Here is a 15024-nt window from a genome sequence, read left to right on the forward strand (position 1 = left end):
GCAGATAGACGGCGATGGTGGGCCTCTCTTGACAGGCTGAGTCTCGCATCGCCTCGCGTGTGGGGCGCGAGCCAGCCAGAGAGGACCGCCCGAAAAGCGAGGGAGCGAAAAAGATGGCTGGTCGGCGTCGGCTGCTACCGGTGTTGCTCGGTCTGGGCCTGGCTCTGCTGGTGTTAGCCGTCTTCCTCTATGTGGGCAGCGGCCTGGCAGAGGTCGCGCTGCTGCAGGCATGGCAGGAGCCGTTTCCCTGGCGAACGGCCTGGAGCGGGCTGCTCGTGGGCCTGACGCTGGCGCTGCTCGTCAACCTCTGGCAGCGCACTCGCTCTGATGTGTGAGCGGGGCACCGGAGGCCTGATCTCGTAGGCGCTGATCTGTGCTTACGCTACTCGTCCACTCATACTTACTTATACTTACCAGTACGATACCAGTACGATAGAAGAGCGATGAAGCCCGCTTAATGCCTTTTCGGGGCTGATGGCTTCTACTCACTGTTCCCTGGCACAGCTGGCCAGGGCGGTGCGTAGAAGCCATTTTTTTGTGGGCCGTGAGGCAAGGGCCGGGCCTGACCAGCTCGTTGATCCGCTGGAGAGGAGGCTATTGGATGATGTCATGGCGCTCTCCCGATTCTGCTGATGAAAACGAGGCTACACTGATCCGGCAGTCACCGCCGGAGAGCGGCCCAGTGCTTACAGCGCGCCTGACGGCGGCACGCGCGGCCTGTCTGCGCTATCGCTGGCAGGAGGGCCGTCTCTGGGTGAGCGGGCTGACGGCGGCTCACCCAGGGCTGCCAGCGGATCTGGCCGTCTCTACTCCAGAGGAGGGCCTGGAACTGCGTCTGCTGGTGCTGCTGCCGCAGAGCGCTCCGCCCGAGACCTGGCTGCGCGTGCGCCTGGTGGCGGCCCTGCAGCTCGTGCCGGCTGACGAGCCAGATGACTGGCTCTGGCTGGGGGCGCTGGTCGACGTGGAGACGCAGGCGGCGGTCTCGCCGTCGGTGCTGGCCTGCCTGGCTGAGCCGACCTGGCGGCGCCAGGTTGAGGATTTTTTTGCGCGTGAGCGTGGACTCCTCGCTGAGGGGACGCGGCCTGCGCTGCGCTGGCTGACGGCAGAGGAGGCCGCGCAGGTGCTGCAGCGGCTGCGGGTTGCCGCGCGCCAGGCTCGCCGCGCCGGCCAGCCATCACAGCCGCGGGGGACGCTGCAGGCTCAGACTCTCCACGAGACCCCGCTGAGCTGGCAAACCGCTGCCAGCCTGGCTGAAGAACAACGTTCTCTGCGCGCCGGGGGCCTGCTCTTGCGAGCCGATGCCTCGCTGCCTTTCGCTGAACCGGCGCGCCTGCTGCGCTTTGTGGCGCCGCGCTTTCAGCCTGTGCTGCGCCAGCTGCTCGATGAGGATGAGCAGGTGCTGGCCTTTGTGGAGCGCCCGCCTCTGCGCCAGGCCGCTGGGCTGGGCCTGCTGCGCCGCCAGGGGCGGTACCTGCCCGAGGGGCTGCTGCTGGTGAGCGACCGCCAGGTGCTCTGGCTGCGTGCTTACTTTGCTCAGGGCCGCAGCTTTACGGAAGGGGGCTATGTGGCGCGGACGCTGCCAGTAGAGCGGCTGCGTTCCTGTACGATCGAGGGCGAGACGGCCACCGTTGCGGCACGGCGGAGCGGACGGGGCGCGGAGCAAGCGCTGCTCCAGCTGGTGCTGGGCGTGACAGCAGCTCAGGGGGAGGAGAGGCTGCGTGTTGAGTTTCCTGCCTGGCCGGAGGCCGGGGAGGCTCTGCGCCGGCTGCTGGCGATTGTGGAGGCTTTTCTGCCGCTGCCTCCGGGTCAGGAGGAGCGACGCCTGCGCGTCTGGCCTGCGCTCTCGCCCTGGCAGCCAGAGCCGCGTCGTGTGGAGGAACTGGCAGATCTGGGGGGACGACTGCCTGAGCGGCTGACCCGACGCTTTGAGGAGACGCTGGAAAGCTGGCTGACGGCGCAAGGAATGGGGCGCGAGGAGGTGCTGCTGACCCTTGGGCTGCCAGCCTTGACTGAATACGGTAGTCCGCCCCGCTGGCTGGCGCTGACCCGGCGCGCCCTGCTGGTGCTGGAGGCCACTGGGAGCCGGGCCGGGCGATGGCCGACGGGTACAGAGAAGGATGAGGAGCCGCTGCGTCTGCACTGCGTTGCTCCGTGGAATCTCTCATCGCTGGAGCTGCGCTATTCGTTGCTCGGCTCTGGGCTGACGCTGTATGAGCCGCGCGCCGCTGATCAGGTGGCGCGCTATGATCTCCCCTTCGCCGGGCCGGCCCTGGCCCTGGTCTTGCCGCTCTTCAGACGCTTGCGAACCTTGCTGCGCCTGGCGCCGGGGATGCAGGCCAGGCTGACAGAGGCGGCCTGCACTGAGAAAGGAGAGGGACGATGAGGAAGCTACCATTTGAGGAGCCGCACAAGGAAGAGGGAGAACAGGCCGCGCCGGCGCTCTCGCCAACCATACGCCTGGCCCTGACGACGGCCTTGCGTCGGATAGAGCTGGCGGCCTGGCGGGCGGAGGAACGCTTGCAGCGCCAGGAGGCCCCGCTGCTGGCCTTAACGCACATGGTTGATCCTTTTACGCCTGAGCAGCGCGCTAAGCTGCTGGCTCTGCTGGGTGAGCTGCGGAGCGAGGTGGCCCGGCTGGCCCGCGCCTATCGGCTGCCCGCGAGCGAGGAGAATCTGCGGGCGGTGATGCTGGCGGAGTTCGGCCTGCTCTGGTGCGATCTGGAGGAGCTGCACCCGGCTCGTTTGCGCGACTACGGCGAGCTGAGCGCGACTGCGGCGCGCCAGCTCTGGCCAGAGATTAAGCATGTGATCGATCTGGTGAGGACCTTGAATGAGTGGGCCGCTATGAACCAGTCCCCTCCTCCGCCAGGTCAGGGACAGCCTTGAGCAAAGCGATCAGGCCCCCCGGCTTGACAGTAACTGCGCTTTGCTTTATCCTATAGGCGGTTACCTCCGAGTTTTGCATATGGCGCGCCTGGTCAGCGGATGTGAGCCGCAGGCCAGGCGCGCTGCTGTTGTCCCGTCTATCCTTGCCGTTCAGAAGAACTAGCGATCAGGAATTTCTTCGAGAAGATCCCTCATAGGAACCTGTAAGGCGCGGGCGATTTTGGCAAGTGTCGAGGCGGGAGGCATATAAGCGGGATCTTTGATCATGCGGCTAATCGTTGTCTCTGGCACCGAGGCGAGCTGTGCCAGACGCTCGGGACTCATTCTTCTCTCCCTCAAGGCTTTGTGCAGTCGATTACGATACACTTCCTGTCTCTCCTCGCCTTGCGAGCCATGACGAAAACTGGCCAAAACTCCTGCTCATCCAGACAACCTGATTGCTCTAGCTGCGTACGTCAGTTGATGCACGACTCCTGGTTGGTTTGCCTTGTCTGATCTGGCTGCTGCTGGGAGGAGAGTGCAGGCTCTGAGAATCTGGGAGCAAATGGCGATGGGTCAGGGATCTCTTCGATCAGATCGTCAATGTGCACCTGCAGCGCTTTCGCTACCTGAGCCATCGTGGCTATTGAGGGGAGATACGAGGGATCTCGTACCAGTCGCCGTACCATTGTTTCTGTGAGCTTGGTGTGCCGTGCGAGCCACGTTTGTGTGACGCCCTTCTCTTGAAGGACCTCCTTGACTCGTAAACGGTACATTCTTTACTCCTTCCTGTTCATTGCCCTTCTTGTGTAATTATTGCCCCTGGAAATGGCCCCCTTTTGAAGGCAGACAATGACCCTCTGATCCTCGATGCAGGTGGCTGATTCAAGGGGATGCGGTCGAACGGTGTGAGCTAATCGCTCTGTTTGTGCCGCTCAGAAAAATTATAGGCGTACAATCCGATCAAAAAAAGCCGTGTGTTAAGACCAATTTGAGAAGATATATTTAAGCAAATATATATAAAGACACCTATTTAATCAGGTTGATGTGATCGAATGGGGAAGGGAAGCAGGTTCGCTTTGATCTGGCGCCTTACCGAGCTGTCCGGCTTCCCTTCTTAAGATCGAGAGCGATGGGGAATAAGCTTGAGTGGAAAGGGTGACAGAGGAATAGGGGGCGTCAGGTCCTTATGCCTCCTCATCTTCGTCGGGAATGTATTCGAAAAGGTCCTCTACGTGGCACTTGAGTACCCGGGCTACCTTCAGGAGAGTGGACGCCTGTGGCTCATAGTTGGGGTCTTTGACCATTCTTCTGACTACCGAATGAGACAAGCCCGCCTTCCTTGCAACCCATCCTATTGTCTTGCCCTGATCCTTAAGAACATCTTTCACTCTTAATCTAAACATATCCTCACTCAGAAATAAGCTTCATCGATGGGATTTGCTTAGGAGTATAGCGGAAGGATAGGTTCCGTGGGGAGTATCCAGATCGAGTGACGTGAATGAGTATGCTGATCAAGTCACTTAACTGAGTGACTCTTTTGGATAATCTATATAAGTCACTTAATTACATACTGGAAATATCTAAAGATCAATGTTAATCTTTTAGAGGAAAACAGGCTCTCATGTTTTGAACGAACCTGGAGGTGAGTGATGAACCTGCCGCCGGTTGGGAGGGGAGGGAGGAAGAGGGAGCCGTACCTGGTGATCTGTTATCGTGAAGAGGGCGGGGATCTCTTCCTGCTGCCAGCGGCCTGCGAGCGCTGTGTCGTGCAGATACTCAGGCAGCTCAGTGCGGAGCCGCTCTTTGATCCTTTCACCATTGTGGTTGAGCGTGAGGGGCAAGAGATCCTGCGGATGGGAGCGCGGCGCGTCCTGCGTCCGCTGGAGGGGAGTGCGGCAGAGACAGAACCTGGAGAGGATGGTCAGTGTCTCGATGAGTCGTTATAGTGACTAAAGATGCATGAAGAACACCGATTCATTGCTATTGGCCTGCGAGTACAATGAACTTAAGAGCACCGTGAATCATGGGATACGAACTAGAGATCGTCTATCCGAGACGGAAGGGCTTCAGCCAGTCAGCGGCGCTGGTGGGAGCATATCGCTGGCCTTACCAGTTACTCGCGCACTGCCGGCGGCTGAAGCGTTTCGTGATTGAACCAGTGGAGGTGCAGATTTGGTACCGGGAAGCAGGCAAGGGCGAGCGCGATCTCCTCTATCGCTTTCGCCTCATGCCGTCCTCGCTCTCGCCGGCGGCTGTCGCGGTGGTGCGCCAGGGAGTGACAAGCAGGCGGGACGTTGCGCCCACCCACCCGTCAGCGCGGGGGGGACGTTCCCGGTTCATTGCCTTTCCTTGAGATTCTTCCTTGCTCAACTGGATGCACCTGTAGCCGGCTTGCCCTTGTGGCGGCCCGCAGGGGTGGCCCCGTCGCTGCGTCCCGGTCCTGGCTGCAGTGAACCGAGCCCGGCCAGGCCGGGGCGGGCGAGTCAGCGGTCTGCCCCGAGGCCGTTCGTGTGGGTGCGAGCGGCGTAAGGCGTAGCCAGCGACAGGCCCGGAGGGATACCGGGCGGATCGTGGTCGCGTACCGACGCTCCTTTCCTGCGAGCCATCACCCCCGGCCCGCTCGCCTCTCGCGTTTCATGCGGGCGGGCCGCTGGGGCCGCGTGGCAGCCCTGTGAATGGCTGACTGGCTCGCTGTCCAGCGCCGGCCCTGATCCCTAGCCCTGGCACCGGTGCCACGGCAGCGGGCGCAGCACAGAGCGGAGCAGGGCAACTTGCGGCAGCTCCCCGCGTGCGGGAGGAGGTGGAGTCGGGCCGGCCCGGTCCGTTGCCCGCAGCATCAGGGAAGCAGGAGGAAGAGCAGGCGAAGAAGCAGGGAGGCAGGGCGGGGGCCGGCCCGGCCCGGCGGTCAGGCATCAGGGCGTAGGGCGCCGGTGTGGTGCTCCCTGTTTCTCGGGAGTTGGGGCACCACACCAGGGCGTCAGGCGCCAGATGCCAGCCAGGTCGGCGCCGTCCCCCCTGACCAGCCCGGCTCGCCCGCCTCGTTGGGAGGCTGGCTGTCAAGAGAGAGCGCGCAAGCAAACCAGCAAGAAGGAGCAAGCAGACGATGTCAGAGCAGAGTGAGAGCGCCATGCCCGTCGGCGCCAGCGGTCAGCCGCCTTCTCAGGATGCCGCGGCCTCCTCTCTCGATCCGCGCTTCTGCGCCCGCTGTATTTGTGGCCGCCTGACGGAGCACCGCTACGGCCTGCGCATGCCCGCCCGGCTGGCCCAGGAGCTGCACGACTACGTGGCCCGCGAGTATTGCTATTTGCCGGAAAAATGGCAGTTGCGCATCGCCAGCGATCTCTGTCTGCACAAGGTGCTCGAATATGCATCGATCGCCTTCGCCGCCTGCTGTGCTCCCTGCGCGGAGCGCATCCATCAGCGCGACTACCCGCAGCTCGACGGCGAGCCGTGGTGCATTCTCTGAGTGAGGCAACGAACGAGATTGGCGCAGTTGAGCGTGACGTGACCGGACGAGTCCGGGCGCCCCGGCTCATATCAGGCGAGGTCTGGTCATACCTCGCTGCGCCTCGTGCGCACAAGCTGTGAGCGGTTCTTTTACCAGATACCTCTCTCCTGTTTCGTGTTTTGCCCTTCTTTGTAGCGCCCTCTTCTGATCCGGGCGCGGCGACAGGTACCGGGTTGGCGTCGTAACCCCCTTCACGATGCCCTCCCGGGCCTGTCGCTGTGTCCTTTCTGGAAGGCCCGGTTCTTCCCCTGGCCCGTCAATCCCCTCTCTGGCTGGCTTCCGATTGGCTGTGGGGTGGGTGGTAGTATGTGGTAGTGTGGTAGCGACGCGTAAGGCCCCGCCAGGCTTGGGAGCGCTCTCGCTTGACAGGGCGAAGGTGCCTCTGTTACCCTTTCCTGTAGAGTGCGCGCGGTGGCAGGCGATGATCTGCCGGCCAGCCTTGAACGCGCGCCTGCGCGTGGACGGGGCGAGGCTCTCTGTCCAGCGCAAGGAGTAGCTGCCGCTTGACCAACGAAAGAGGAGCGTAGTGCTGCAAACCAGGCCCAAGCTGATCATTGCCGGTGGCTTTCTGGGAGCGGGCAAGACCACCCTGCTGCTCCAGGCTGCCGCCATCCTGCGTCAGCGCGGCCTGCGCGTCGCCCTGATCACTAACGACCAGGGGCGCGAACTCGTCGACACCGCCCTGGCCGCCGCCTGGTCGGGCGAGGCCGTCGCCGAGGTTACCGCGGGCTGTTTCTGCTGCCGTTTCAGCGACCTGTTAGAGGCCATTGCCGACCTGGAGCGGCGTCTTGATCCGCACGTTATTCTGGCCGAGCCAGTTGGGAGCTGCACCGACCTGCAGGCCACCGTCATCCTCCCCCTCTTACACCTCTACCGCGAGCGTTACCGTCCAGCCTGTCTGAGCATCGTCGTCGATGGTCCGCGTCTCTCCCGCCTGATCCGACGTGGCGACCTGAGCCTGCTCAACGACGATGTCGCCTATCTCTTCGCGCGCCAGATCGAAGAGGGGGACCTGCTTCTGATCAACAAAAGCGACCTGCTCAGCGGCGACGAGCAGCTCTTTTTGCGCAACTGGCTGCGGGCCTATTGTCCCGGGGTGCCGGTCCTCTCCATGACGGCCCGCCGGCGCGAGAGCGTGGCCCTCTGGCTTGATAATCTGCTGCAGGACGTCAACGCTGCCCGTATCAGCGAGGCCGAAGCCCATCGCCTGGACGACCTCGACTATGGGCGCTATGCGCGGGCCGAAGCGCGCCTGGGCTGGCTCAACGCCCGCGGTCGCCTGCAGTCCTCTCATCCGATCGGGACCAGCAATGGCGAGGCGGGCCAGGTTCTGGCCTGGGCTGCGGCCCTGCTCGCCCAGCTTCAGGAGCGGCTGGCCCGCGCCGGGCTGGCTATCGCTCATATCAAGCTGCTCGTGGCCCCGCAGGCTCTGGCGCGCCTCCTCAGCCTCAGCGAAGAGCCGGACGGGCGCCAGGTCCCCGATCCCGCGGCGGTCAGCGAGCAGGAGCAGCTTCAGGAGCGGCTGATCAAAGCCAGTCTCTGTGGTCCCGAGCCAGCGGCCATCAGTTGGGACGCGCGCAGTGCCCATCTGCCACCGGACGAGGCCATCTGGCTGCTCAACGCGCGCGTCGACTGCCCGCCCGCCGTTCTCGAAAAGCACGTGCGCGCCGTCCTGGCGGCGGCTCCCGGTGGACTGCGGGCCGAAATTGAGCAGCTGAGCGCCTTCCAGCCGGCGCCGCCCCAGCCGCACTACCGTTTTGGGCCGGGCGCCAGCCAGCAAGGAGCCGGACCCTGAGCTGCCGCCAGGGCCAGGCCCGGCAGACAGAGAGCTGACCAACCGAACCGGCGCCCAACGGCAGCCCAACGTAACCCAACCCAATCCAACCCAACGGGGCCGTGGTCAGGCGGCGCCCGCAGGCCGAATCTAGCTGGCCGGGCGCGCGCTCCAGCGGCCACTGGTCCCAGACGTGTCACAGTCAGCCTAGTCAGCCTCACAGGAGCAAGAGGAGCAAACGGACGCAGCCATGAAAGTAGCTCGCACGCGAAGCAGGCGGGGCGTGGCCCCGCTCTCCGGCATCCCCCTGGGAGGGCTGGGCACCGGCAGCATCGAGATCCGCGCTGATGGCGCCCTGCACGAATGGCAGATCTTCAATAATCCGCCCTGGAGCGGGCGCGGCGCCCCCTGGAGTCCGCCGATCACCTCGCCCGTGCGGCCCGGCGACACCCTCTTCGCCATCCGTGCCCGACGCAGGCGCTCCCCGGCTGAGGGCCAGGCGACAGAGCCAGCGATCGTGCGTATCCTGCGCGAGCGCAGCGAGAGCGAAGCGCGCTTCACCTACACCCTGTCGTACGTCGAAAGCGTCCAGGAGATCCACTTCAGCGGCGAATTCCCCTTTGCCTGGCTGGACTATCGCGATCCGGCCCTGCCGCTTGCCGTCAGCCTCGAAGCCTGGTCCAGCTTCATTCCGGGGGATATCAAGCATTCGGCCTTGCCGGCGGCCTTCTTCACCTTCCACCTCAGCAATCCCGGTCCCACAGCCGTCGAGGTCTCTCTGCTCGGCCTCCTCCCGCAGATTTTTAGCCTGGAGGCTCTCAGCGGCGGCCACGGCCAGCCCCAGACGCGCCGCGAGCAGGCGCCCGGGCTGAGCGCCCTCGTCTTCAGCGCCGCCGGGCTGCCCGCCGACCATCCGCTGGCGCGCGGCTCGCTCGTCTTCGCCCTGCTAGAGGACGGGGCCGACCTCGTGACCGAGCTGCGCGACGTCGGCGACCTCAATGCCTGGCAGAGCTGGGCCAGCGGCGGCCAGTTTGTCCCTGATCCGGTGGGCGGCGACCCCCTGCGCGCCCTGCTCGAACGCATCGTCCGCGAAGGACTCGACCCGGCCAGCGCCTACGGGCAGCTGCCCAGCCTGCTGCGCGGCATGGTCGACAGTGCCCTCGTCCCCGACCGGCGCGAGCTGCAGGAGCGCATCGCCGCCGACCCCATCCGCTATCAAGATACGCGCTGGCGTTGGGCCTTGCTGCTCGAACTCAACCTGACGCCCGCCGAGCGCGCCCAGTACGAGCACGAGCGCCAGGCGCGGCCCGAGCTGCAGCGCGATCCCGTCCAGGCCAGCACCCGCCTGAGCGAATTAGGCGCCCTGGCGCGCCTCCTCGGCGAGCAGGCCCCGAAGCTCTTCAACGCCCGCGCCAGTCGCCGCACCCACGGCGTCATCAGCAGCCCTGTTCTGGAGCTGGACCCCTGGAGCGAGCGCGACCTGACCTTTATCCTGACCTGGTACTTTCCCAACCACCGCGGCGAGAACGTCGGCGACGACCTCGGCCACCGCTACGAAACCTGGTTCAGCGATGCCCTCGACGTCGCCCGCTACGTCGCCGAGGCGCGGCCAGCCCTCTACAGCCGTAGCCGCACCTTCCACGACCTGCAGTATGGCGCCTCCGTCCCCGACTGGCTGGCCGACGCCATCAACGCCCAGCTCACCACCCTGGTCAAATCCTCCTGGCTGGTGCGCGACGGGCGCTTCGGCATCTGGGAGGGCCTGGGCTGCTGCGGCCTGCAGACCCTCGACGTCTCGTACTACGGCTCCCACGCCGTGGCCCTCCTCTTCCCCGAACTGGAGGAGCGCCAGCTCCAGATGACCGCCGACTTCCAGCTCACGCCCAACTCGCCGCGCTACGACGACTATTTCTTAGCCTTCGCCCCCAACCGTGAGCGCGTCTGGCGCCGTATCGAGCATGAACCGGAACTAGCCCGTGATCCCCAGCGCCGCCAGGCCCTCTATCGGGAAGTGGCCGCCGAAACCGGCCTCGACGCCAGCGGACGCATCCCGCACCTCTTCCCCGGCAGCTTCGCCGTCGTCGACGCCTACCACATGGTCGACCTGATGCCCAAGTTCGCCCTGCAGGTCTGGCGTGACTACCGCTGGACGGCCAACCGCGCCGCCCTGGAACGGCTCTGGCCGGCGGTCAAGGCGGCGATGGAGCACGCCCGCCGCATCGACGAACTCAAGGTCGGCCTGCCCTACCACTACGACCACGCCCCCTCGGAGACGGCCATCTCTTCCCAGACGTACGATACCTGGGACTTCATCGGCTACTCGGCTTACGTCTCGTCGATCTGGCTGGCAGCCCTCAAGGCCACCGCCCAGATGGCCCACCTGCTCGGCGACGAAGACTACGCCCACGATCTGGAGCGCCAGTTTGCCGAGAGCCAGGCCAGCATGGAGCGCCTGCTCTGGAACGGCGAGTATTACAACCTGTGGGTCGACCCCCGCAGCGGACGGCGCAACGAGTCCTGTATGGCCGACCAGCTCAGCGGCCAGCTCTACGCCACCCTGCTCGGCCTGGGCGACATCCTGCCGCGCGAGCACATCCTGTCGGCCCTGCGCGCCATCTATCGCTACAACTTTGTGCCCGGGCGCGGCCTCGTCAACGGCATGCTCCCGCCCGGCAAGCGCGCCGACCGGCCCGATCACTGGACCCTCGGCGACCCGCGCCATCAGGCCGAGACCGTCTGGTCGGGGACCGAATACACCGTCGCCGTCCAGATGCTGCTGGAGGGCCTCGTCAGCGAAGGATTGAGCGTGATCCACGAGGTTTACACGCGCTACGAGCGCGCCGGCCAGACCTGGGACCATCAGGAGTGCGGCGGCCACTACTATCGGGCGCTGAGCATCTGGCTGGCCTGGCTGGCTCTCGGTGGCCTCAGCTACGACGCCCCACACCAGACGCTGAGCCTGCAGCCGCGCCTGCGGCCCCCCGACGGCCACTGGCGCCAGCCGCTGGTCCTACCCGGCGCCTGGGGCAGCATCGAGTACCGCGCCGGCGAAGGGCGGGTCCTGCTCCACCTGCACGAGGGGCAGCTCAGCCTGCGCCAGCTGACCCTGCCCGTCGAGGCCGCCACGCCGCGCCAGGCCCCGGGCGAACAGGCCGTCTGGCTGGCCGCTGTCCCCATCCAGGGCCGCCGCGAAGGAGCAAGCTGGCACTTCGACGAGCCGCTCCTCATCGAAGCCGGCCAGACCCTGGAGGTGCGCCTCTAGCCGACCCAGGCCCGGCACACCGGCCTGCCCCCCGTCGCCGACAGCCAGCAGGCCCAAAAACAAAAAAAGCAACAACGGAAAGGAGGAGCCTCTCCGTGCAGCCGCAAGAGCGGTATGAGCAGCAGGAAGCGCTCAGCGAGATCGAGCGCCTGGCGAGATCTGGCCCCTTTGTCCCCGACTGGCAGGCCCTGCGCGCCTACCGTGTGCCGGCCTGGTACGCCGCCGCGCGCTTCGGCATCTTCATCCATTGGGGCGTCTACGCCGTCCCGGCCTACGACAACGAATGGTACCCGCGCAACATGTACCTGCCCGACACGCCGGCCCACCGTCACCATCTGGCCACCTACGGCCCGCCGGAGCACTTCGGCTACAAAGACTTCATCCCCCACTTCCGCGCCGAGCGCTTCGACCCCGCCGCCTGGGCCGCCCTCTGCAAAGAAGCTGGGGCCCGCTTCGTCGTCCCCGTCGCCGAGCATCATGACGGCTTCGCCATGTACCGCTGCTCCTTCTCGCGCTGGAACGCCGTCGAAATGGGGCCACGGCGCGACATCCTGGGCGAACTGGCCGCCGCCGTGCGGGCTGCCGGCCTCACCTTCGGCCTCTCCTCGCACCGCGCCGAGCACTGGTGGTTCTTCAACGGCGGCAGAACCATTCCCAGCGACGTCCAGGACCCCCAGTACGCCGACCTCTACGGACCCGCGCGGCCCGACGACGAGCCGCCCGACGCCGCCTTTCTCGACGACTGGCTGGCCCGGCTCTACGAGCTGGTCGAACGCTATCGGCCTTCCCTCATCTACTTCGACTGGTGGATCTCGCGGCCCGTCTTCCGCCCCTACCTGGCCCGCTTCGCCGCCTACTACTACAACCGCGCCGCCCACTGGGGACAGGAAGTCGTCATCACCTACAAAGAAGGCGCCTTTGAGGAAGGGAGCGCCGTCGAAGACATCGAACGCGGACGCCGGCCCACACTCAGCCCACGCATCTGGCAGGCCGACACCAGCGTCGCCCGCAACTCCTGGGGCTACACCCAGGCCCAGGACTACAAGCCCTTCGGGGCCATACTGGGCGACCTCATCGACACCGTCAGCAAGAACGGCGTCTTCCTGCTCAACATCGGCCCGCGCCCCGACGGCAGCATTCCCGAGCCAGAGATTGACCTGTTGCGTCGCCTGGGGCGCTGGCTGGCCATCAACGGCGAAGCCATCTACGACAGCCAGCCCTGGCACCTCTACGGCGAAGGCCCCACCGCCAGCGTCGCCGGCGCCTTCAGCGAAGGACAGCAGGCAGCCTTTACCGAGCGAGACCTGCGCTTCACCCGCCGCGGCCAGATTCTCTACGTCCTGCTGCCCGTCTGGCCGCAGGGGGGCAGAATCAGCATCCAGGCCCTGGCCGCCGCCAGCCCCTACTACCTGCAAGAGATCGGCGCCATCCATCTGCTCGGCGGCGACCCTTCCCTGCGCTGGCAACGCGACGACCAGGGCCTGCACGTTGACCTCCCCGCCGTCCCACCGGGCGAGCGCGGCGGCGTCCTCAAGATCCTGCCCGCCGGCTAGGCTAAGAAGCGAGCGGCTCCGCCAGAATGGCCACCTCCAGGCCGGGCAGCGTCAGCGAGCCGCTCAGCGACCGCCCCGTCAGCAGCTCCTCAAAAGTGCGCCCCGGCGGCAGGGAGACCGTCGCCGGGTCCCGCCCATGATTGAGCAGGAAGAGCAAACGCTCACGGGCCGTCTGGCGCAGCGTCGCCTCCACGCCCGGCGGCGTCTCCAGCACCGGCGCGATCCCCAGCTCTCCCAGCAGCTCCCCGTAGAAACTCTCCAGAAAAGCCGGCTCCGGCTCGCAAGCCAGATAGAACGCCTGGCCACGCCCCACGTGATGACGCGTCAGAGCCGGGCGCCCCGCATAGAAATCCTCACCGTAGCGCCCCAGCACCTCCGCCCCCTCGCTATGGATCAGCGCACACAGATGGCCGCAGGCAAAGCTGCGCCCATCGTTTAACACCAGGCGATTCGTCCGTCCCGGCGGCAGCGCATCGATCTCCTCGTTCCAGATTCCCAATAGATGGCGCAGCGGCCCCGGATAGCCATCCTCAAAAGCCAGATCGCACTCATCCACCATTCCGCACAGATAGGTCGTCACCAGCGTCCCCCCGTCCTGCACGAAGGCCGCCAGGCGCTCGGCCAGTCCCTCCTTGAGCAAATAGAGCAGCGGCGCCACTAGCAAGCGATAGCGCCCCAGAACCGAATCGCTAAAGACCAGATCGACTGGCACATTGCGCCGCCAGAACGGCGCATAATGAGCGCGCAACGTCTCCAGATAGCGCTTCTCGCGCGTTGGGCCGCTGCAATCCTCCAGTGCCCACCAGTTTTCCCAATCGAAGAGCAGCCCCACCTGAGCCGGCGTCACCCCGCCCAGCGTGCGCGCGCCCAGGCGCTCCAACTCCTGGCCCAGGGCCTGCACCTCCGCAAAGACGCGCGTATCGCTGCGCCCACTGTGCTCGATCACTGCCCCATGCAGCTTCTCGATCCCGCCGCGACTGCGCCGCCACTGAAAGAACATCACCGACTCCGCCCCGTGGGCCAGCGCCTGATAGCTCTGCAGGCGCAGCTCCCCGGGCCGCTTCAACGTATTGTACGGCTGCCAGTTCTGACTACTGGGCGACTGCTCCATCAGCAAGAACGGCTGCCCATCGCGCAGACTGCGCATCAAATCATGAGCCAGCGCAATATCGAGCGGCTCATCCTCAACGGAAGGATAGCAGTCCCAGGCCACCACATCCATCTCACGCGCCCAGAGGCGATAATCGAGGTCGCGATAGAAGCGCATCAGATTGGTCGTAATCGGCACATCGCGCGAGAACTGGCGGATCGCCTCGCGCTCCAGCGTAAAGCACTCCAGCAACATCTCATTCTGGAAGCGGCGGTAATCCAGCGTGAGCGCATGAATCGAACCCTCACCATTGGCATAAGGAGGCTCAATCTGCGACCAATCCGTATACGTATGGCTCCAGAAGCGGGTCCACCAGCGGCGATTGAGTTCATCGAGGCTGCCGTAGCGCCTGCGCAACCAATCGCGAAAGGTGGCCGCGCACTGCTCGCAGTAGCAGGCCGGCGCATACTCATTCGAGACATGCCAGGCCACCAGGGCCGGATGCGCATGATAGCGCTCGGCCAGCTTCGCCGCCATCTGGGCGGCCAGGCGGCGATAGAGCGGCGACGTAGGGCAATAATTCACGCGCCAGCCGTGATGGCGGCGGCGACCCGTCGGATCGGCCCGCAGCACCTCGGGATAGCGCTGCGACAACCAGGCCGGCTGCGCCGCGCTGGGCGTCGCCAGACAGACCCGGCAGCCCGCCGCCGCCAGCTTATCCAGCACCTGATCGAGCCAGCCGAAAGTAAAGCGCTCCTCCGCCGGCTGCAGCGCCGCCCAGCTAAAGACGCCCACCGTTGCCACGCGAAAGCGGCACTCCTGCATCAAACGCAGATCCTCATCCCAGACCGCTCGTGGCCACTGCTCAGGATTGTAGTCGCCACCGTACCAGATAAAAGGAGCACGCGGATTCAGCGGTGGAAAGGCCTCCATGCTTCTCCTCCTGGGTATGATGCCAGTCAGGACGAA

General features: G+C 65.4%; 13 protein-coding genes. 9 read left to right on the forward strand and 4 right to left on the reverse strand.

Going from position 1 to position 15024, the window contains the following annotated elements:
* Positions 1–113 precede the first annotated feature (113 nt).
* The 3 genes from KTAU_RS13710 to KTAU_RS13720 all read left to right on the forward strand — a co-directional run bounded on the left by KTAU_RS13710 (position 114) and on the right by KTAU_RS13720 (position 2886).
* On the forward strand, positions 114–335 hold the full coding sequence (locus tag KTAU_RS13710) for a hypothetical protein (RefSeq protein WP_151728915.1): 222 nt from the start codon (positions 114–116) through the stop codon (positions 333–335).
* Positions 336–601: 266 nt separating this feature from the next.
* Positions 602–2383 carry an amino acid adenylation domain-containing protein gene (locus KTAU_RS13715; RefSeq protein ID WP_151728916.1) on the forward strand — a complete coding sequence of 594 codons (1782 nt, stop codon included), beginning with the start codon at positions 602–604 and terminating at the stop codon, positions 2381–2383.
* Positions 2380–2886: a hypothetical protein gene (locus KTAU_RS13720; protein ID WP_151728917.1), complete on the forward strand. Its 507-nt coding sequence runs from the start codon at positions 2380–2382 to the stop codon at positions 2884–2886. The genes KTAU_RS13715 and KTAU_RS13720 overlap by 4 nt, the downstream gene beginning before the upstream one ends.
* Before the next feature lie 159 nt (positions 2887–3045).
* On the opposite strand, the gene KTAU_RS13725 is transcribed toward KTAU_RS13720, so the two are convergent.
* From KTAU_RS13725 to KTAU_RS22400, 3 genes are all read right to left on the reverse strand, one after another.
* Complete coding sequence (locus KTAU_RS13725) at positions 3046–3252, reverse strand: helix-turn-helix domain-containing protein (RefSeq protein ID WP_223258411.1); 207 nt, start codon at positions 3250–3252, stop codon at positions 3046–3048.
* An 89-nt stretch (positions 3253–3341) separates the two neighbouring features.
* Positions 3342–3641, reverse strand: a complete 300-nt coding sequence (locus KTAU_RS22395) for a helix-turn-helix domain-containing protein (protein ID WP_151728918.1) — start codon at positions 3639–3641, stop codon at positions 3342–3344.
* Positions 3642–4052: 411 nt separating this feature from the next.
* Positions 4053–4271, reverse strand: coding sequence for a helix-turn-helix domain-containing protein (locus tag KTAU_RS22400; RefSeq protein ID WP_151728919.1), 219 nt, complete (start codon positions 4269–4271; stop codon positions 4053–4055).
* Between the two features lie 297 nt (positions 4272–4568).
* Here KTAU_RS22400 and KTAU_RS13740 point away from each other — a divergent pair, with 297 nt between their 5' ends.
* The 6 genes from KTAU_RS13740 to KTAU_RS13765 all read left to right on the forward strand — a co-directional run bounded on the left by KTAU_RS13740 (position 4569) and on the right by KTAU_RS13765 (position 12965).
* On the forward strand, positions 4569–4814 hold the full coding sequence (locus KTAU_RS13740; protein ID WP_151728920.1) for a hypothetical protein: 246 nt from the start codon (positions 4569–4571) through the stop codon (positions 4812–4814).
* Between the two features lie 77 nt (positions 4815–4891).
* Entirely contained in the window at positions 4892–5221 is a 330-nt protein-coding gene (locus tag KTAU_RS13745) for a hypothetical protein (RefSeq protein WP_151728921.1), read from the forward strand.
* Positions 5222–5971: 750 nt separating this feature from the next.
* Positions 5972–6334, forward strand: a complete 363-nt coding sequence (locus KTAU_RS13750; protein ID WP_151728922.1) for a hypothetical protein — start codon at positions 5972–5974, stop codon at positions 6332–6334.
* 568 nt (positions 6335–6902) lie between these two features.
* Positions 6903–8171, forward strand: a complete 1269-nt coding sequence (locus tag KTAU_RS13755) for a GTP-binding protein (RefSeq protein ID WP_170293289.1) — start codon at positions 6903–6905, stop codon at positions 8169–8171.
* Positions 8172–8400: 229 nt separating this feature from the next.
* Complete coding sequence (locus KTAU_RS13760; protein WP_151728924.1) at positions 8401–11412, forward strand: GH116 family glycosyl hydrolase; 3012 nt, start codon at positions 8401–8403, stop codon at positions 11410–11412.
* Between the two features lie 95 nt (positions 11413–11507).
* A complete protein-coding gene (locus tag KTAU_RS13765) occupies positions 11508–12965 on the forward strand; it encodes an alpha-L-fucosidase (protein WP_151728925.1) in 1458 nt (485 codons plus the stop codon).
* 1 nt (position 12966) lies between these two features.
* Here KTAU_RS13765 and KTAU_RS13770 read toward each other — a convergent pair whose 3' ends face one another.
* Positions 12967–14988 carry a beta-galactosidase gene (locus KTAU_RS13770; RefSeq protein ID WP_151728926.1) on the reverse strand — a complete coding sequence of 674 codons (2022 nt, stop codon included), beginning with the start codon at positions 14986–14988 and terminating at the stop codon, positions 12967–12969.
* Positions 14989–15024 lie beyond the last annotated feature (36 nt).

The sequence above is a fragment of the Thermogemmatispora aurantia genome, assembly GCF_008974285.1.
GTDB classification, from domain to species: domain Bacteria; phylum Chloroflexota; class Ktedonobacteria; order Ktedonobacterales; family Ktedonobacteraceae; genus Thermogemmatispora; species Thermogemmatispora aurantia.

Bases quoted from the DNA above. Each gene is read 5' to 3' on its own strand.
- KTAU_RS13710 (WP_151728915.1), top strand. From the start codon at position 114: ATGGCTGGTCGGCGTCGGCTGCTACCGGTGTTGCTCGGTCTGGGCCTG.
- KTAU_RS13715 (WP_151728916.1), top strand. From the start codon at position 602: ATGATGTCATGGCGCTCTCCCGATTCTGCTGATGAAAACGAGGCTACA.
- KTAU_RS13720 (WP_151728917.1), top strand. From the start codon at position 2,380: ATGAGGAAGCTACCATTTGAGGAGCCGCACAAGGAAGAGGGAGAACAG.
- KTAU_RS22395 (WP_151728918.1), bottom strand. From the start codon at position 3,641: ATGTACCGTTTACGAGTCAAGGAGGTCCTTCAAGAGAAGGGCGTCACA.
- KTAU_RS22400 (WP_151728919.1), bottom strand. From the start codon at position 4,271: ATGTTTAGATTAAGAGTGAAAGATGTTCTTAAGGATCAGGGCAAGACA.
- KTAU_RS13745 (WP_151728921.1), top strand. From the start codon at position 4,892: ATGGGATACGAACTAGAGATCGTCTATCCGAGACGGAAGGGCTTCAGC.
- KTAU_RS13750 (WP_151728922.1), top strand. From the start codon at position 5,972: ATGTCAGAGCAGAGTGAGAGCGCCATGCCCGTCGGCGCCAGCGGTCAG.
- KTAU_RS13760 (WP_151728924.1), top strand. From the start codon at position 8,401: ATGAAAGTAGCTCGCACGCGAAGCAGGCGGGGCGTGGCCCCGCTCTCC.
- KTAU_RS13770 (WP_151728926.1), bottom strand. From the start codon at position 14,988: ATGGAGGCCTTTCCACCGCTGAATCCGCGTGCTCCTTTTATCTGGTAC.